The sequence below is a fragment of the Bradyrhizobium diazoefficiens genome (genome assembly GCF_016612535.1).
Taxonomy (GTDB): Bacteria; Pseudomonadota; Alphaproteobacteria; order Rhizobiales; family Xanthobacteraceae; genus Bradyrhizobium; species Bradyrhizobium diazoefficiens_C.
Genome location: NZ_JAENXS010000002.1, coordinates 1,563,595 through 1,582,418 on the forward strand (window position 1 = coordinate 1,563,595; position 18,824 = coordinate 1,582,418).

General features: G+C 65.7%; 13 protein-coding genes. 7 read left to right on the forward strand and 6 right to left on the reverse strand.

Going from position 1 to position 18,824, the window contains the following annotated elements; all coding sequences use genetic code 11:
- Positions 1–9: 9 nt before the first annotated feature.
- Entirely contained in the window at positions 10–1,401 is a 1,392-nt protein-coding gene (locus tag JJE66_RS24360; protein WP_200517009.1) for a cation diffusion facilitator family transporter, read from the forward strand.
- Positions 1,402–1,627: 226 nt separating this feature from the next.
- Positions 1,628–3,958 carry a PAS domain-containing sensor histidine kinase gene (locus tag JJE66_RS24365; protein ID WP_200517010.1) on the forward strand — a complete coding sequence of 777 codons (2,331 nt, stop codon included), beginning with the start codon at positions 1,628–1,630 and terminating at the stop codon, positions 3,956–3,958.
- A gap of 109 nt (positions 3,959–4,067) precedes the next feature.
- Here the strand turns inward: JJE66_RS24365 and JJE66_RS24370 are convergent, their stop codons facing one another.
- Entirely contained in the window at positions 4,068–4,961 is an 894-nt protein-coding gene (locus tag JJE66_RS24370; protein WP_200517011.1) for a LysR family transcriptional regulator, read from the reverse strand.
- Between the two features lie 223 nt (positions 4,962–5,184).
- Between JJE66_RS24370 and JJE66_RS24375 the strand changes: the two genes are divergently transcribed.
- The 5 genes from JJE66_RS24375 to JJE66_RS24395 are packed head-to-tail and all read left to right on the forward strand — an operon-like array spanning position 5,185 to position 11,168.
- Entirely contained in the window at positions 5,185–5,673 is a 489-nt protein-coding gene (locus JJE66_RS24375; RefSeq protein ID WP_200517012.1) for a formate dehydrogenase subunit gamma, read from the forward strand.
- Positions 5,670–7,226 carry an NADH-quinone oxidoreductase subunit NuoF gene (locus JJE66_RS24380; RefSeq protein WP_200517013.1) on the forward strand — a complete coding sequence of 519 codons (1,557 nt, stop codon included), beginning with the start codon at positions 5,670–5,672 and terminating at the stop codon, positions 7,224–7,226. Before JJE66_RS24375 ends, JJE66_RS24380 begins: the two co-directional genes overlap by 4 nt.
- A 10-nt stretch (positions 7,227–7,236) precedes the next feature.
- A complete protein-coding gene (fdhF, locus tag JJE66_RS24385; protein ID WP_200517014.1) occupies positions 7,237–10,110 on the forward strand; it encodes a formate dehydrogenase subunit alpha in 2,874 nt (957 codons plus the stop codon).
- 4 nt (positions 10,111–10,114) lie between these two features.
- Positions 10,115–10,945 carry a formate dehydrogenase accessory sulfurtransferase FdhD gene (fdhD, locus tag JJE66_RS24390; RefSeq protein ID WP_200517015.1) on the forward strand — a complete coding sequence of 277 codons (831 nt, stop codon included), beginning with the start codon at positions 10,115–10,117 and terminating at the stop codon, positions 10,943–10,945.
- Positions 10,932–11,168 (forward strand): formate dehydrogenase subunit delta, encoded by a 237-nt coding sequence (locus tag JJE66_RS24395; RefSeq protein ID WP_200517016.1) that lies wholly within the window; start codon positions 10,932–10,934, stop codon positions 11,166–11,168. Before fdhD ends, JJE66_RS24395 begins: the two co-directional genes overlap by 14 nt.
- On the opposite strand, the gene JJE66_RS24400 is transcribed toward JJE66_RS24395, so the two are convergent.
- From JJE66_RS24400 to JJE66_RS24420, 5 genes are all read right to left on the reverse strand, one after another.
- Positions 11,134–14,112: a bifunctional [glutamine synthetase] adenylyltransferase/[glutamine synthetase]-adenylyl-L-tyrosine phosphorylase gene (locus JJE66_RS24400; protein WP_200517017.1), complete on the reverse strand. Its 2,979-nt coding sequence runs from the start codon at positions 14,110–14,112 to the stop codon at positions 11,134–11,136. The two genes, JJE66_RS24395 and JJE66_RS24400, sit on opposite strands and share 35 nt — an antisense overlap.
- Positions 14,109–15,569 (reverse strand): HAMP domain-containing sensor histidine kinase, encoded by a 1,461-nt coding sequence (locus JJE66_RS24405; RefSeq protein WP_200517018.1) that lies wholly within the window; start codon positions 15,567–15,569, stop codon positions 14,109–14,111. The genes JJE66_RS24400 and JJE66_RS24405 overlap by 4 nt, the downstream gene beginning before the upstream one ends.
- Positions 15,553–16,233, reverse strand: coding sequence for a response regulator transcription factor (locus tag JJE66_RS24410; protein ID WP_200518749.1), 681 nt, complete (start codon positions 16,231–16,233; stop codon positions 15,553–15,555). The genes JJE66_RS24405 and JJE66_RS24410 overlap by 17 nt, the downstream gene beginning before the upstream one ends.
- Positions 16,234–16,535: 302 nt before the next feature.
- A complete protein-coding gene (locus JJE66_RS24415; protein ID WP_200517019.1) occupies positions 16,536–18,113 on the reverse strand; it encodes a Do family serine endopeptidase in 1,578 nt (525 codons plus the stop codon).
- Between the two features lie 228 nt (positions 18,114–18,341).
- Entirely contained in the window at positions 18,342–18,824 is a 483-nt protein-coding gene (locus tag JJE66_RS24420) for a cytochrome c-type biogenesis protein (RefSeq protein ID WP_200517020.1), read from the reverse strand.

Genomic DNA, 18,824 nt, shown 5'->3' on the forward strand with positions numbered 1-18,824 from the left:
ATCCCCGCCATGAGCGGACAACACAGCAAGACATCGGTCGCGGCCATCTCGATCTTCGCCAGCGGCGGCATGGCGGCGGCCAAATTCGTCGTCGGCATCGCGATCGGTTCTCTGGCGCTGATCTCGGAGGCCCTGCATTCCTCGGTCGACCTCGTCGCCACCATCATCACCTGGGCGGTGGTGCGGGTGTCGGACAAGCCGGCCGACGAGCAGCATCATTACGGCCACGGCAAGCTGGAGAGCATCTCCGCGCTCGGCGTCACCGCCCTGCTCTACGTGCTGGCCGGCGGCATTCTGGTCGAGGCCTATAGCCGGCTGCGCGAGGGAACCCCACCGCCGACGATTTCGGCGGTGCCGTTCGTCGTGCTGGTGATCGACATCGTGGTCAATCTCTGGCGCGCCCGCGCGCTGCACCGTGCCGCCCGGGAAACACGGAGCCAGGCGCTGGCGGCCGACGCGCTGCATTTCGCCTCCGACGTCATGGGCTCATTTGCCGTGATCATCGGCCTGATCCTCGCCGGCCTCGGCTTCTGGTGGGGCGACGCCGCGGCCGCTGCCGCGGTCGCCGTGATGATCGCGGCGCTCGGCCTGCGCATGGCGGGCTCGACGGTGCAGACGCTGGTCGACCGTGCCCCCGAAGGCGCCCAGGAGAAGGCCACCGCCGCGATCCGCAGCGTGCCCGGCGTGATCGACGTCGAGCGGCTGCGCCTGCGCATGGTCGGAGCGACGACGTTCATCGACACCATCGCCAAAGTGCCGCGGACCTATCCGATCGACCGCGTCGAGGAGATCAAGCGCGAGGCGCAAGCCGCGGTCAGCAGGGCCTTCGACGACGCCGACCTCACCTTCACCCCGGTGCCGGTGGCCCGCGACAACGAGACCGTGCGCGACCGCATCATGGTGATCGCGCACAATTCGGGCCTCGCCATCCACCACGTCACGGTGCACGATCTGGGTCCGATTCAGGATTTGGGCGGCAAGCTGATCGTCGGCATCGACCTCGAGGTCGACGGCGAGATGCAGCTCGAGGCCGCCCATGATGTCGCCAACACCCTGGAGCGCAATATCCAGGAAGAGTTCGGCGCGGACGTCGAGGTCGACGTCCATATCGAGCCGCTGGAGCCGGAACTCCCGTTCGGCGTCGATGCCACGCCGGAACGGGTGCAGACCGTCACCGCCGCGCTCACGGAATACGCCGCCGGCGGCGAGATCCACGACATCCATAATGTGCGTGTCCGCAACACCGACGCCGGCGAGATCGTCAACTTCCACTGCCGCGCCACGCCGTCGATGAGCGTGATCAAGGTGCACGAGCAAGTCGACGCGATCGAGCGCGCGCTGCGCCGCGCGTTCCCGAGCGTGAAGCGCGTGATCAGCCACGCCGAACCACCGCGCGCGTGAGACGGAAAGTGCGGACAAGCTCCGCGTTCTTGTTTCGGACTCATCACGCACGTGAGTTTGCGGACTCGAAGCGCGCAAACTCTGCATTGGATAAGAATTATTTCGCGTTAACGTTTCGTTGACTCTCGACAGCCTGAGCAAACTGGATTCAAATCGCTGTGATTCGAAAGCGACGTGGGGCTGCTTTCGAACGATGTTGCAAGCAGGTTTTCAGGGGGCCGAAGGCATGGCGCGCGCAGACGCCGCGAACGCGTGTGTCCAATCCGATTCGATCAAGGGATTGGCGCAATCGATCGCGAAACCTGCCTATCATCGGCTCCTGATCGCGGAGCCGGCGCTGCGACGCGCCGTACCGACGCTCATCATCGCCTTCCTCATCACGATCTGCCTCGGCGCCTTCGTCCAGGTCGTCGACCAGACGCGCCAGAAGCGCATGGTGATCCAGAACGACATTTCGGCGCTCGCCGAACTGCTCGCCGAGCGCATCGACCGCCTCACCTCGGTGCGCGCGGAGCGGCTGAAGAACATCGAGAACCTGCCGACATCGCTGCCCGACATGATCCCGACCCGGGCGCGAGTGTCGGGCCGGCACGTCGTCGTCACCTCGGCCGGCATCGACCGCCGCATCCTCGCTCGCATTCCGATCGACAGCGACCCGGCCGGCAACGACCGCCTGCTTGATGCGATCACCACGGCGCAGCTGCTCGCCGCGCCGCCGCGCGACAATGACGTCTCCGACATGACGCTGCCGAACGGCAACGCCGCGATGGCGACATCGCGGCCGATCAAGTCGCTGCCCGGCCTCGTCACCGTGATCCAGGAACGCAACGAGCCGATCTGGGGTTCGGACGCGGCACTGTCGGTGACGCTCTCGGCGACCACCGGCTTCGTCGTCCTGATCCTCGGCTTCGCCTTCCACTGGCAGTCGACCCGCGCCCGCGAAGGCGACCTCATCAACGACGCCGTGCGTGGCCGGATCGACACCGCGCTCAACCGCGGCCGCTGCGGCCTGTGGGACTGGGACCTGTCGCGCGGCCGGATCTTCTGGTCGCAATCGATGTTTTCGATGCTAGGCCTCGACGGCCGCAACGAGCTCCTCACCTTCGGCGAGGTCAACGCGCTGGTGAAGTCCGACGACATCGACCTGTTCGCGATCGCCGACCAGCTCATCTCCGAGAAGATCGACCACATCGACCAGACCTTCCGCATGCAGCATGTCGACGGCCACTGGATCTGGCTCCGCGTCCGCTGCGAGCGGACCCGCGGGACGAGCGATTCCGGCGTGCACCTGATCGGGATCGCGGTCGACATCACCGAGCAGAAGAGCCTCGCCGAGCGCACCGTGGAAGCCGACCTCCGGCTGCGCGACGCGATCGAGACCATTCCGGAAGCCTTCGTGCTGTGGGACGCCAGCGACCGCCTGGTGCTCTGCAATTCGCACTTCCAGCGCCTGCACAAGCTGCCCGATACGGCGGTGATCCCCGGCACCTCCTACGAGACCGTGCTGGAAGTCGGCCGCATGCCGGAGGTCCGCACCCGCCACAACGAGACGGCAAGCCAGGGGCCGGGCGCGCGCACCTTCGAGGCCCAGCTCGACGACGGCAGCTGGCTGCATATCAGCGAGCGCCGCACCAAGGACGGCGGCTACGTCTCGGTCGGCACCGACATCACAAGAATCAAGGAGCACGAGCAGAAGCTCGTCGATAACGATCTGCGCCTGCGCGCCACCGTGATCGATCTCAAGCGCTCGCAGGCCGCGCTGGAGCGCCAGGCGGTCGAGCTTGCCGATCTCGCCGAGAAATACCAGCGCGAGAAGACCCGCGCCGAGGAAGCCAACCAGACCAAGTCGAAATTCCTCGCCAATATGAGCCACGAGCTGCGCACGCCGCTGAATGCGATCATCGGCTTCTCGGAGATCATGGGCTCGGGCATGTTCGGCGAGCTTGGAAGCGAGAAGTACCAGGAATACTGCCACGACATCCTGACCAGCGGCCATTATCTGCTCGAAGTCATCAACGACATCCTCGACATGTCCAAGATCGAGGCCGGCCGCATGAAGCTCGACATGGAAGAGCTCGACCTCGCACAGACACTCGCGGAATCCCTGCGCGTGGTCGCCGGCCGGGCGCAGGACAAGCATCTGGCGCTTGACGCCGACATCGAGACATCCATCTCCGTCGTCGCCGACCGCCGCGCCACCAAGCAGATCATCGTCAATTTGCTGTCCAACGCCGTGAAGTTCACGCCCGACGGTGGACGCATCGTGGTACGCAGCCGGCAGCTCGACGACAGGATCGTGCTGATGATCGCCGACACCGGCATCGGCATCGCGCCGCACTCGCTGGCGCGGCTCGGACGTCCGTTCGAGCAGGTCGAGAGCCAGCTCACCAAGACCTATCACGGCTCCGGCCTCGGGCTCGCGATCGCCCGTTCGCTGGCGCAGCTCCACGGCGGCTCGATGCGGCTGCGCTCCAGGCTCGAAGTCGGCACCGTCGTCCGCGTGACGCTGCCACGCGACGCCGTCAAGGCGGCAAGCGGAATATCGGCTGCGGCTTGAAGCCTAGAGCGCGTCGGAGTCAGGTTCGATCGGCGTCCGGGATCACCTCTCCCCGACGGGGAGAGGTGATCTGAGCTCTCGGTTCGCATCGACCAAAACACATTCCGCTTTACGCTTGCAGCGTCGGCGCCACTTCGCGTGCGACATTGACCAGCGCCGCGATCAGCGGCGTCATCGGGTCGCGCTGCGGGATCACGAGACCGATGCTGTAATTGACGTCGGGATCGATGATCGGGATCGAGCGGACCTTGTCGGAGAGACCGAGCGTCTCGGCGAGCTTGGCCGGCATCACGCTGGCCCAGCGCCCGGTCTTGACGTGCGTGTACAGCACCAGCAGCGAGTTCGAGGTCAAGGTCGGCGTCGCCTCCGCGCCGACCGAGCGCAGCGCGCGGTCGATGATGCGGCGGTTCTGCATGTCTGGCGTCAGCAGGCACAGCGGCACCTGGCCGACCTCGGTCCAGGTTACGGACTCGCGGTCGCCGAACATCGCATCCGGCGCAGTCAGCAGGCGATAGCTCTCGTTGTAGAGCGGAATGGTGCGCACCTTCCCGATCGGCTCGTTCTCGATATAGGTCAGCCCCGCATCCACCTCGAGATTTTCGAGCAGCCCCAGCACCTCCGACGAAGTCGTGGACCGGATGCTGAAGCGCACCTCGGGATGCCTGGCGCGGAACGGCGTGGTCAGAGAGGCGACCATGCCGAGCACGGTCGGGATCGCCGCGATGCGGATCTCGCCGGAGAGCTTGTCCTTCAGCGAATTGATCTCCTGGCGCATTGCGCGGGCATCGCCGACAATCCGCCGTGCCCAGTCCAGCGCCCGCTCGCCTTCCGGGGTGAATCCCTGGAACCGCGACCCGCGCTGGACCAGCATCACGCCCAGGATCTCCTCGAGCTGCTTCAGCCCGGTCGACATGGTTGGCTGCGTCACGCCGCAGGCTTCCGCCGCGCGTCCGAAATGCCGCTCCTTCGCCAGCGCCAGCAGCAGTTCAAGCTTGTCGAGCAATCGGAGGTCCCCTTGGATTCTGTCGTGGCATACAAGCTAGCACGCCGGGCCTGCACCAACACGCAAAAACGGCAGCCGATACAAGTTTCATCAGCATTTCGCATCGACCGATTGCGCTTCTCGATCGATCTGAATTCGCAATCGCAGCATGAGACAGCTTTATTGATCTTCGAACGATTCCAAATAGTTTGCGCGGAAGGGACGCTCAATTTGAGAACGAAGAATGACAGCGGTTTACGAGGCTTCTTACGAATCTTGGGACGAGACGCGCGGCGCCGAGATCATCGCCGAACACGCCAGCCAGGAGGGCGCGACGCTCGTCATCCTGCACGCGCTGCAGGAGGCGTTCGGCTTCGTGCCGGAGGCCGCGATTCCCATGGTGGCGCAGGCGCTCAATCTGTCGCGCGCCGAGGTCCATGGCGTCGTCACCTTCTACCATGATTTTCGCCACAAGTCCCCCGGCCGCCATGTGCTGAAGCTGTGCCGCGCGGAGGCCTGTCAGGCCGCGGGTGGCGATGCGCTGGCTGCGCGCGCCGAAGCAAAGCTTGGCGTCTCGCTCGGCAACACAACGGCGGATGATCGCATCACGCTGGAGCCGATTTATTGTCTCGGACTGTGCGCGACCGCGCCGTCCGCGATGCTCGACGGCCGCCTCGTCGGCCGGCTCGACGAGAAGCGCATCGATGCGCTGGTTGCGGAGGCGCAACGATGAACATGCGGATCTTCATTCCTCACGATGCCGCTGCGGTTGCCGTCGGCGCCGATGAGATTGCCGTCGCGTTCGAACAGGTCGCGGCAAAGCGCGGCCTGCCGGTCGAGATCGTCAGGACCGGCTCGCGTGGGCTTTGCTGGCTCGAACCGATGGTCGAGGTGGCAACCCTCAAAGGCCGCGTCGCGTACGGCCCGGTCGGCGCGGAGGACGTCGTCTCCGTGTTCGAGTCCATGGCGAGCGATGGACCGCACAAGCTGCGGCTCGGCATCGCCGACGACATTCCCTGGTTCAAGCGCCAGACCCGACTGACCTTCGCCCGCTGCGGCGTGATCGATCCGCGCTCGCTCGAGGACTATCGCGCCCATGGCGGCTACAAGGGCCTTGAGCGCGCGCTGTCGCTCGGCTCGGATGCGATCCTGACTGAGGTGACCGCATCCGGCCTGCGCGGCCGTGGCGGCGCCGGCTTTCCGACCGGCATCAAATGGAAGACGGTGGCGCAGGCGAAAGCCGACCGCAAGTTCATCGTCTGCAACGCCGATGAAGGCGACAGCGGCACCTTCGCTGACCGCATGATCATGGAAGGCGATCCCTTCCTCGTCATCGAGGGCATGACGACCGCCGCCATCACCGTCGGCGCCACCAAGGGCTACATCTACATCCGCAGCGAATATCCGCACGCGGTCGAGGCGATGAACGCTGCCATTATCGCGGCGAGACGCGGCGGTTATCTCGGCGACAAGATCGGCGGCTCGACCTACAGCTTCGATCTCGAAGTGCGCGTCGGTGCCGGTGCCTATGTCTGCGGCGAAGAGACCTCGCTGCTGGAAAGCCTCGAAGGCCGCCGCGGCCTGGTGCGCGCCAAACCGCCGCTGCCGGCGCATCACGGCCTGTTCGGCAAGCCGACCGTCATCAACAACGTGCTGTCCTTCGCGGCCATCCCCTTCATCCTCGCCGAAGGCGCCAAGGCCTACGCAGACTACGGCATGGGCCGCTCGCGCGGCACGATGCCGATCCAGCTCGCCGGCAACATCCGCCAGGGTGGCCTGTTCGAGACCGCGTTCGGCGTGACGCTGGGCGAACTCGTCGACGACATCGGCGGCGGCACGTTCACGGGCCGCCCGGTCCGCGCCGTGCAGGTCGGCGGCCCGCTCGGCGCCTACTTCCCCCGCGCCCTGTTCGACACCCCGTTCGACTACGAGGCCTTTGCCGCGCGCGACGGCCTGATCGGCCATGGCGGCATCGTCGTGTTCGACGACAGCGTCGACATGCGCAAGCAGGCCCGCTTCGCGATGGAGTTCTGCGCAATCGAATCCTGCGGCAAATGCACGCCGTGCCGGATCGGCTCGACCCGCGGGGTCGAGACCATCGAGAAGATCATCCGTGGCGAGCGCGTGGCCGAAAACCTCGCGCTCGTCGAAGACCTCTGCAACACCATGAAATTCGGCTCGCTCTGCGCACTCGGCGGCTTCACGCCCTACCCCGTGCTCAGCGCATTGAAGCACTTCCGGGAAGATTTCGCACCCGTCCCGACCACGCTTCAAGCCGCGGAATAGGAGAATAACGATGTCTCTGATCGAAGAGATCGACTTCGGCACACCGCGCTCCAAATCGGAAACGATGGTCACGCTCACCATCGACGGCAACCAGGTCACGGTGCCCGAGGGCACTTCGATCATGCGGGCCGCGATGGATGCGGGCCATCAGATCCCGAAGCTCTGCGCGACCGACATGGTCGATGCCTTCGGCTCCTGCCGGCTCTGCGTGGTCGAGATCGAGGGCCGCGCCGGCACGCCGGCCTCCTGCACCACGCCTGTCATGAACGGCCTCGTCGTGCACACCCAGAGCGAGCGGCTGAAGAAGCTGCGCAAAGGCGTGATGGAGCTCTACATCTCCGACCATCCGCTCGACTGCCTGACCTGCGCCGCCAATGGCGATTGCGAGTTGCAGGACATGGCCGGCGCCGTCGGCCTGCGCGACGTGCGCTACGGCTATGAGGGCGAGAACCACGTCTTCGCAAAATCTCATGGCGAGATCAACGCCGCCTGGATGCCGAAGGACGAGTCCAATCCGTACTTCACCTATGATCCGTCGAAGTGCATCGTCTGCTCGCGCTGCGTCCGCGCCTGCGAGGAGGTGCAGGGAACCTTCGCGCTGACCATCTCGGGCCGCGGTTTCGACAGCCGCGTCTCGCCCGGCATGGGCGAGAGTTTCCTCGGCTCCGAATGCGTCTCCTGCGGCGCCTGCGTGCAGGCCTGTCCGACCGCGACGCTGACGGAAAAATCCGTGATCGAGATTGGGCAGCCCGAGCATTCGGTCGTCACCACCTGCGCCTATTGCGGTGTCGGCTGCACCTTCAAGGCCGAGATGCGCGGCGAGGAAGTCGTGCGCATGGTGCCGTACAAGGACGGCAAGGCCAATCGCGGCCATTCCTGCGTCAAGGGCCGCTTCGCCTGGGGATATACCAATCACAAGGAGCGTATCCTCAATCCGATGATCCGCGACCGGATCGAAGATCCCTGGAAAGAAGTGTCCTGGGATGAGGCGTTCTCGTTTGCCGCGGCAAAGATGCGCGGCATCCAGAAGACATACGGCCGCGACGCCATCGGCGGCATCACCTCGTCCCGCTGTACTAATGAAGAAACCTATCTGGTGCAGAAGCTGATCCGCGCCGGCTTCGGCAACAACAATGTGGACACTTGCGCCCGCGTCTGCCATTCGCCGACCGGCTATGGCCTGTCGCAGACCTTTGGTACGTCGGCCGGCACCCAGGATTTCGACTCGGTGGAGGACACCGACGTCGCGATGATCATCGGCGCCAATCCGGCCTCCGCTCACCCCGTCTTCGCCTCCCGCCTGAAGAAGCGGCTGCGCCAGGGTGCCAAGTTGATCGTGATCGATCCGCGCCGCACCGAGATGGTGGAATCGCCGCATGTGAAGGCGCTGCATCTGCCTCTGATGCCCGGCACCAACGTCGCGGTGGTAACAGCGCTGGCGCATGTCATCGTCACCGAGGGCCTCGCCAACGAAGCCTTCGTGCGCGAGCGCTGCGACTGGAGCGAGTTCGAGGAATGGGCCGCTTTCGTCGCCCAGCCGAAGCACAGCCCGGAAGCGACCGCCATCCTCACCGGCGTCGATCCGCAGACGTTGCGCGAAGCGGCCCGGATCTACGCCACCGGCGGCAATGGCGCGATCTATTACGGCCTCGGCGTCACCGAGCACAGCCAAGGCTCGACCACGGTGATCGCGATCGCGAACCTCGCGATGGCGACCGGCAATATCGGCCGTCCCGGCGTCGGGGTGAACCCCCTGCGCGGCCAGAACAATGTGCAGGGCTCCTGCGACATGGGCTCGTTCCCGCACGAGCTGCCCGGCTACCGCCACATCGCGGGCGATGCCGTGCGCGAGCAATTCGAGGCGATGTGGGACGTCAAGCTCAACCCGGAACCAGGTCTGCGCATTCCCAACATGTTCGATGCCGCGATCGAAGGTACGTTCATGGGCCTCTACGTGCAGGGTGAGGACATCCTGCAATCCGACCCCAACACCAAGCATGTGGTCGCGGCGCTGTCGGCAATGGAATGCGTCATCGTCCACGACCTCTTCCTGAACGAGACCGCGAACTACGCCCACGTCTTCCTGCCCGGCTCGAGCTTCCTCGAAAAGGACGGCACCTTCACCAACGCCGAGCGCCGCATCCAGCGCGTGCGCAAGGTGATGTCGCCGAAGAACGGCATGGCCGATTGGGAAGTCACCATCGCGCTCGCCAAGGCGATGGGCCTCGAGATGAACTACAGTCATCCGTCCGAGATCATGGACGAGATCGCCGCGCTGACGCCGACCTTCGCCGGCGTCTCTTACGCCAAGCTCGACGAGCTCGGCTCGGTGCAGTGGCCCTGCAACGAGAAGGCGCCGGAGGGCACGCCGGTGATGCATATCGACGGCTTCGTCCGCGGCAAGGGCAAGTTCATCGTCACCGAATATGTCGCGACCGACGAACGCACCGGCCCACGCTTCCCGCTGCTGCTCACCACCGGGCGCATCCTCAGCCAGTACAATGTCGGCGCGCAGACACGGCGTACCGACAACGTGATCTGGCATGCCGAGGACCGGCTGGAGATCCATCCGCACGACGCCGAACTGCGCGGCGTGCGCGACGGCGACTGGGTGCGGCTGACAAGCCGCGCAGGCGAGACGACGCTGCGCGCGGAGATCACCGATCGCGTCTCACCGGGCGTCGTCTACACGACCTTCCATCACCCGGACACCCAGGCGAACGTGATCACGACCGACTATTCGGATTGGGCCACCAACTGCCCCGAATACAAGGTCACGGCGGTACAGATCTCACCATCGAACGGCCCATCGGACTGGCAGAAGAGCTACGACGAGCAGGCGCGGCACTCCCGTCGCATCGCGCCGGCCGAAGCTGCGGAGTAACGGCATGCACGTGCCGGTCCAGGCCATCGACCGCGAGATCTGGCGCGACGGTGTCGCGTCCGAAGGCGCGCGGCTGATCCCCGAGGAGACGCCGCTGGCGCTGACCTATAATGGCGGCACTTATGCCGTCATGATGGGGACGCCGCAGAACCTGGAAGATTTTGCCGTTGGCTTCAGCCTGGACGAGGGGATCATCAAGTCGGTCGATGACATCACGTCGCTTGACGTCGTCCGTCTCGACGAGGGCATCGAGCTACGGATGTGGCTCGAGCAGGACAACGCCGCACGCATCAGCGAGCGCCGCCGCCACATCGCAGGTCCGACCGGCTGCGGCATCTGCGGCATCGATTCGATTGCTGAGGCCGTGCGGCCTGCGGCGATTGTCCCGCAGGGTCAGACCTTCACGCCGGAACAGGTGATGGTGGCGATGCAGGCCATTGCGCCGCTACAGTCGATCAACGTCCAGACCCGCGCGGTCCATGCCGCGGCATTTTGGTCGCCATCGAACGGCATCGTCGCCCTGCGCGAAGACGTCGGCCGTCACAACGCTCTCGACAAGCTCGCAGGTTCGCTGGCGCGCAGCCGGACCAACGCAAGCACCGGCATGGTGCTGCTGACGAGCCGTGTCTCGGTCGAGATGGTGCAGAAAACCGCAGCCATCGGCGCGCCGGTCATGGTCGCGGTCTCCGCGCCCACCGCGCTCGCGGTTCGCACAGCGGACGCCGCTGGCATCACGCTGATCGCGATTGCCCGCAACGACGGGTTTGAAGTGTTCACGCATCCGGGCCGCGTCTCGGCTCGTCGTGCCTCGGAGATTATGAATGTCGTCGCCTGACCGCCTCGTCTACATGGCCAACCAGATCGGAACGTTCTTCAAAAGCCAGGGCCACGACAAGGCCGTGCCGGGAATCGCCGACCATATCAAGAAATTCTGGGATCCGCGGATGAAGCGCGCCATCTTCGCGCATCTCGATGCGGGCGGCGCGGGCCTCGAGCCAAACGTGCTCGAAGCCCTCACCTCGCTCAAGCCGGCGACTTTCCTTCCAGAAGCGCACTGAACACGCGCCGCACCTCGCTTTGTGTCTCCTTCACCCGCGCCTCCAGTGACGAGAAGTCCGGCGCATCGCCGGCGCGCGCCATCACGCGCTGCAGGTCGGTGCCCGCCGTTTCCGGCTTGAAGCGGTCGCTGACGCAGAGCCGCAGGATCTGCGTCAGATCATGATAGAGCCGCGCTGCCGCGCGCAATATCTCCAATTCTGACTGCGGGAGCACGCCGAGCCTGGTGGCGTTCTCCAGCACCTGCACGGTGCTGACGTCGAGGATCGCCGGCTTGTCATGCGCGTGCACGAGCTGGAGATATTGCGCGATGAAATCGATATCGACCGTGCCGCCGGCGGCGTATTTGAGATCCCAATAGTCGGTCTCGCCCTTCTCCTGCGCGATTGCACGGCGCATGTCGGCGACGTCGTTGGCGGTGATCCCGGGGTCGCGGCGGCGGGTCAGAACCTCGCGGATGATGTCCTCGATCCGCGCGCGAAACGCGTCCGATGCCGACACGACCCGCGCGCGCGTCAGGGCCATGTGCTCCCAGGTCCAGGCCTCGTTGGCCTGGTAGCCCGCGAAGGACACGAGGCTCGATGCCACCGGACCCGCGCGCCCCGAGGGCCGCAATCGCATGTCGATCTCGTAGAGCACGCCGTAATTGGTGCGGGTCGTGAAGGCGCTGATCAAGCGCTGGGTGAAGCGGGCGAAGTAATGCGCGCCCTGGAGCGACTTCTCGCCGTCGGAGTCCGGATTGTCGCTGTCGAAATCGTAGAGCAGGATCAAATCGAGATCCGAGGACGCCGTCATCTCGCGGCTGCCGAGCCGGCCCATCGCGATGATCGCGGTCTCCTGCCCCTTGATCCGCCCGTGCTGAGCGGCAAAGCGATCGGCGACGAGGCCGTGAACGGTATGGACAATGCCCTCGGCAACGTCGGCAAAGGCCGTGCTCGCCTGCTGCGCCGAGACGGTGCCGGACAGGATACGCGTGCCGATCAGGAACAGGCTCTCCTGCCCGAACAGGCGCAGGCGGTCGAGAAATTCCTCGTAGGAGCCCGCATCCTGCACCGTGGCCGCAAGCCGCGCCGACAATTCCCGCTTGTCGGGCATCGCGCCGAAGAAGCGCGGATCGATTAGGCCGTCCATGAGCTGCGGCTTCCGCGCCAGCATCTCGCCGAGCCGTGGTGCGGCGCCCAGCACCAACGCCACGAGAGCGACGAGGTCGCGGTTCTGGCCGAGCAGCGTGATCAGGCGCCCGCCGCGTTGAAGCGCGCCGAGAAAATGATCGAACGCCACCACCGCGCGATCCGGCTCCTCGGCATGTGCGAGGCCGTCGATCAGAGACGGCACGAACTCGACAAAGGCGCTCCGCGTCTGCTCGTTGCGGAAAACACGGTAGTCGCCGGTGATCCAGTCGCGAACGGTCTGCGCAACGGCAGCAGGCTTCTTGAAGCCGAGCGTCGTCAGGTGCTGCAACAGGCGCGGATCGTGGGGGCCGGCGCGGTAGTCGACGGCCGGCAGCTTGGCCGTGCCGGTCGGATCGTCACCCTCGAACAGCTTTTCGTAGTGCCCTTGGACGATCTCGAGCTGGCGCAACAGATCGCGCGCGAAGGTCTCGCGGCTGCCATAGCCGAAGAACCAGGCGAAGCGTTCGACCGCCTCCTTGTCTTCGGGCAGCGCATGAGTCTGCTCATCGGCGATCATCTGGAGACGATGCTCGACCCGGCGCAGGAATATATACGCGACAGTCAGCTCGTCGCGCGCCGCGGAGGTGATCCAGTTGCTGGACGCAAGGATGTCGAGCGCGGCAAGCGTCGGCCGCACCCGCAATTCCGGGTGGCGGCCGCCGGCGATCAGCTGCTGGGTCTGGGCGAAGAACTCGATCTCGCGGATACCGCCGCGGCCGACCTTGACGTTATGCCCCTCGACCGCGATTTCGCTCTGGCCGCGATAGGTCTGCATCTGCCGCTTCATGTCGTGCACATCGGCAAGGGCTGCAAAATCAAGATGCTTGCGCCAGACGAAGGGCGCGATCTCGGCGAGCAGCGCCTCACCTGCGCTGGCGTCACCCGCGCAGGCGCGCGCCTTGATCATCGCGGCACGCTCCCAGGTGCGCCCCTCCCGCTCGTAGTAATGCAGCGCGGCGTCGCGCGAGATCGCGACTTGTGTCGAGGACGGATCGGGTCGCAACCGCAGATCGACGCGGAAGACGTAGCCGTCGTAGGTGCGCTGCTGGAGAATGCGCGCCATCGCCTGCGTCACCCGGACGAAGAACGGCTGCGGCTCGATATCGGGCGCAAGCGTGGTGTTGTCGGGATCGAAGAACACGATGAGGTCGATGTCGCTGGAATAGTTCAGCTCGCCCGCCCCCATCTTGCCCATCGCGAGCACGATCAGCCCGCAGCCCTCCTCCGGAGCCTCGGGATCGAGTGGCACGATCTTGCCGCGTGCGGCTTCCTGCCGCAGCAGATACTGGAGCGCCGCCTGCACCGAGGAGACGGCGAGGTCGGTCAACGCCGCCGTCACCCGCATCACCGGCCAGACCCCGCCGATGTCGCACAGCGCGATCAGGAGCGCCGCCTCCGCTTTCATGCGGCGAAGCAGCCGCATCACCTCGGCCTCGTCGCCTGCCACGAGCACCGCGCCCCTCGCCTCCGCGATCAGCGCGGCGAGATGCGCGCCCGGTTCGCATTCGAGCAGCCGGATCAGGCGCAGCGGATCGGCGCGCACCAGATCGAACAAATAGGGCGAGAATTCCGCGATTCCAGCGAGGATATTCCGGGCGAAGGGATGGACCAACAAGGCTTCCAGACGGGCTGATTGTGCCGGCTCGAGCTCGGCCAGCCAGTTGTCCAGACGTCGTTCGTCGGTTGTGGAAGCGGCAATATGGGGAGCCTCCGCGAAGCGCGCGGCCAGGCTCTCACCATGCTTGTCCGCGTTTCCCGGCGCGGAGTGGTTCATGCCACCTTCTGTGGCACATCCGGTATTGGAGGAGCAACCCTGTCGCCGGCACCCACGCGCACCGGCAGCAGCAGCGTGGCGACGAGACCGGGCTGGGCATCGCCCAGCCGCAATTCGCCGCCATGCAGTGTGGCGACGGCGGACGCGAGGCTGAGGCCGAGGCCGGAGCCCGGCATGGTGCGGCTCGCCTCCAGCCTGACGAATCGCTCGACGACGTGCTTGCGATCGGCTTCGGGGATTCCGGGACCGCGGTCGGCGACACTGAGCAGCACCTGGTCGCCCTCGCGCTTCGCCTCGATCGTAATCTGCCGGACGTCCATGCTGACGACAGTTCCCGCCGACTGCGCGGCCGGCTTGCCGTATTTGATCGCGTTCTCGACGAGATTGGCGAGCGCCTGGCTGATCAATTCGCGATTGCCGTGCACGGGCGCGGCTTGCGTCTTGACCTTCAAGGTCATGCCGTCGTCTTCGGCCAGCGGCTCGTAGAGTTCGTGAATGCCGTTGGCGACATCGGCCGCGTCGAAATCATCCATGTTGCCGCGCGCCTGACCGGATTCCGCGCGCGCGATCATCAGAAGCGCGTTGAAGGTGCGAATCAGTCCGTCGGATTCTTCGATGGTCCGCTCCAGCGCGGCGCGGTAATCGGCCTCGCAGCCCGATCTCGCCAGCGCTTCCTCGGCGCGGTTGCGCAAGCGCGTCAGCGGCGTCTTGAGGTCGTGGGCGATGTTGTCGGAGACCTCCTTCAACCCCGCCATCAGCGCCTCGATCCGCTCCAGCATAGCATTGAGATTTTCGGCGAGGCGGTCGAGCTCGTCGCCGCTACGCCCGACCGGCAGGCGTTCGCTGAGATCGCCGGTCATGATGCGATGGGCCGTGCCGGACATCGCGTCGATGCGCGTCAGCACCCTGCGCGCAACGAAAACGCCGCCGCCGAGACCGAGCACCACGACGATCAGGACCGACCATTGTGCCGCCTTGGCCACGATGCCGAACAACCGCCGCCGCTCGGCGAGGTCACGGCCGATCAGCAACCGGAAGCCGTTTTCCAATTCGGTGACGCGCACCAGCGCACGATGATCGCGATCGTCGGCGTCCTCGATCCGCCTGTAGGCCGTCTCGGACCAGCCGCGCGTCGCCATCACGCCGGGCGCCAGCGAGCCGACATTGCCGGCAACCGCCTGTCCCGTCGGCGTGGTCACGAGATAGAGGTTCGCGCCCGGCCGCAGCGCCCGGTACTCGATCGTGCGCACGAGGCCGAACAAGCCCCGGCGGCCGTAGATCTCGGAGATCTCCGAGGTCTCGGCATTCACCGTCTGCGTGATTTCATCGGTGATCAGCCGCCGCGTATTCCAGGCGAAATAGGCGAGCAGCGAGGCCGCGAACATCGCAAACAGCAGCAGGTAGGCCAGCGTCAGCCGGAATGCCGTGGTGCGGACGAGTTTACCGAATGCCGTCACGGATCATATACCCGGCGCCGCGGATCGTGTGCAGCAGCGGCCGCTCGAAGCCCTTGTCGATCTTGGAGCGCAGCCGCGAAATGTGCACGTCAATCACGTTGGTCTGCGGATCGAAATGGTAGTCCCAGACGTTTTCCAGCAGCATGGTGCGCGTCACCACCTGGCCGGCATGCTTCATCAAATATTCGAGCAAGCGGAATTCGCGCGGCTGCAGCGTCAGTTCGTCCTTGCCGCGCGCGACGCGGTGGGACAGCCGGTCGAGCTCGAGGTCGCCGACACGGTAGAGCGTATCCTCGGCCGGGCCACCGCGGCGGCGCGACAGCACCTCGACGCGCGCCAGCAGCTCGGCAAAGGAATAGGGTTTTGGCAGATAGTCGTCGCCGCCGGCGCGCAGGCCCTTGATGCGGTCATCGACCTGTCCGAGCGCGGAGAGAATCAGCACCGGCGTCGAATCGTCCTTGTCGCGGAGCGCGCCGATCAGCGCCAGCCCGTCGCGCTTGGGCAGCATGCGGTCGACCACCAGCACGTCGTAATCGCCGCTCTCGGCCATGGAAAGGCCTTCCTCGCCGTCGCTGGCGTGGTCGGCAATGTGACCGACCTCGCGAAACGCCTTCACGAGATAATCGGCGGATTCGCGGTCGTCTTCGATGATGAGGAGGCGCATCGTGCGGTCGGCGGCGGTCAAGGAGGTCAACCCTTCTATCAACATGGCGCGGGCAGCAATCGCATGCAAGCCGAGCGGGAGATTCTTAGGCCGATAAACATTGGGCCGACAAAGAAAGGCGGGCGGTGAAGCTGGGGGGACCTCACCGCCCTAGGCCTTCCGACGGAGGGGGGCGTAATTCCACCGGAAGGTAGCTGTGGGGAGCGAACGTTACGCTGCTCCCCGGAAGGGCGTCGGCGGCGGGGGCGACTGATGCCGGTGACACCCTTCATCTCGTCAGTTTCCCGAGGCCTAGCCCTTGCCTAACCCTTGGCGATGGGCACGGCGACGAAGCGCGACTGGCCGCCGCTCTTCACGCGCATCAGGACGCTGTTCTTGTTGTCGGTCCGCGCCGCGGTGATGGCGTCGCGGACTTCGCCGGCGGTGCTCACGCTCTTGCCGCCGACTTCGAGAATCACGTCGCCTTCCTTGAAGCCGCGTTCGGCCGCAGCACTCTTCGGATCGACCTCGGTGACCACGACGCCGTCCTTGCCGGCGCCGGCCACGGAGTTAGCAGGCGCAACCGTCATGCCGAGCTTCGGCACATCGGTGCCCTTGTTCACACCCTTGCCGCTGTCGTTATCGGTGTCGGCCTTGGCCTCGACCGTGTTCGGCAACTGGCCAAGCGTCATGTTCACGACCTTGTCCTGGCCCTTGTGCAGCACGTTAAGCTTCACGGTGGCGCCAGGCGCCATGCCGCCGATGGTGCGGGCAAGCTCACGGGCGTCCTTGACGGATTCGCCGTTGACCGACGTGATGACGTCGCCGGATTCGATGCCGGCCTTGGCCGCCGGACCGTCCTTCTGCGGCTCGGCCACCAGCGCGCCTTCGGCCTTCTTCATGCCGAGGCTGTCGGCGATGTCGGCCGTGACGGGCTGGATCTGCACGCCGATCCAGCCGCGGCTGACCGAACCCTTGTCCTTGAGTTGGGCGACCACACTCTTCACGGTGTTGGCGGGGATCGAGAACGCGATGCCGACGCTGCCGCCGGAGGGCGAATAGATCGCGGTGTTGACGCCCATCACCTCGCCGTCGGTATTGAAGGCCGGACCGCCGGAATTGCCCTTGTTCACGGGCGCGTCGATCTGGATGAAATCGTCATACGGGCCGTTGCCGATGTCGCGGCCGCTGGCCGAGACGATGCCGGCGGTCACGGTGCCGCCGAGACCGAAGGGGTTGCCGACCGCGAGCACCCAGTCGCCGATCCGCGGCTTGCCGTCGGCAAGCTTGGCGAACGGGAAGTTGGAGCCGCCCTCGACCTTGATTAGAGCGAGATCGGTGCGCTGGTCGGTGCCGATCACCTTGGCACTGTAGGTCTTGCCTTCGTCGGTCGTGACCTCGACCTTGTCGGCACCGTCGACCACGTGGTTGTTGGTCACGGCATAGCCGTCGGCCGAGATGAAGAAGCCGGAGCCCTGGCCCTGCACGATGCGGCCACGACCGCCCTTCAGGCCCGGGAATCCATCCGGACCGCCGAAGCGGCGGAAGAAGCGCTCCATCGGCGAACCCGGCTGGAACGGCGAGGCGGAATCATCGCCGTCGTCGTTGCTCGCAACCTTCTCCTTGATGTTGACCTTCACCGAGATCACCGAGGGCTTCACCCGCTCGACGATGTCGGCGAAACCGATCGGGCGCTCGACCTTGCGGACCTCGTTGTTGACCTGGGCATGCGCCGGGCTCGAGAACAGGTCGGCGGGCGACGTCGACGGACTGAAGCCGTGGACGGCAATGCCGAGACCGGCGACGACCGAGGCCATCAGCGCGATTCTGCGGGCGGAAAACACGGAACGGCGCGGCTGCCGGTAGGACGGAAGATTCGTGAGATCGGGACGGTCGGTCATGCAGGGTGTCTCCAGGGCCTTGAAATCCATTTGGTGCCTGATGACGGCACCTTACGGACCTGAAGATGGGGACTTCCGCCTTACCGCGCGCTGGCTGGGGGGTTAAACTTTTGTAATGAAGGGCGCGAGCCGATGCGGCCGTTTACCGCAGGCGAAAAGGCGCGGTGTTACAGGAACTTAATAGAGTTCCAGCGACCGCCTCAAAGCGTCGAGCGGCGCCCTGCGAAGCTAGCGCGATGGGGTGGCGTCGTCGGATATCAGTGCCGCTAGCCGCGCCTCTTCGTCCGGCGTGAGCGGCGGCGCAGCCAGGTCTGCACCACTCCGCGCGCGGCGGTTTTGCCGCCACAGCGCAAAGCCGCCCCCAGCGAGCAAAAGCGGCGCGAGCAGCCACAACAGCAAGGTCTGGCGTTCGAAGCGCGGCTTCAGCAGCACGAACTCGCCGTAACGCGCGACCAGGAAATCGAGCACCTGTGAATTGCTGTCGCCCGCCGCGATCCGCTCGCGCACCAGGAGCCGCAGGTCGCGCGCGAGCGGCGCGTCGGAATCGTCGATCGACTGGTTCTGGCAGACCATGCAGCGCAGCTCGCGCGACAATTCGCGCGCACGGGCTTCCTTCACGGGATCCGCCATGATCTCGTCGGGCTGCACGGCGTGCACCGCGGGCACGGCCAACAGCATGAGCGCAACGATCGCGGCCATCATCCGGCGCAT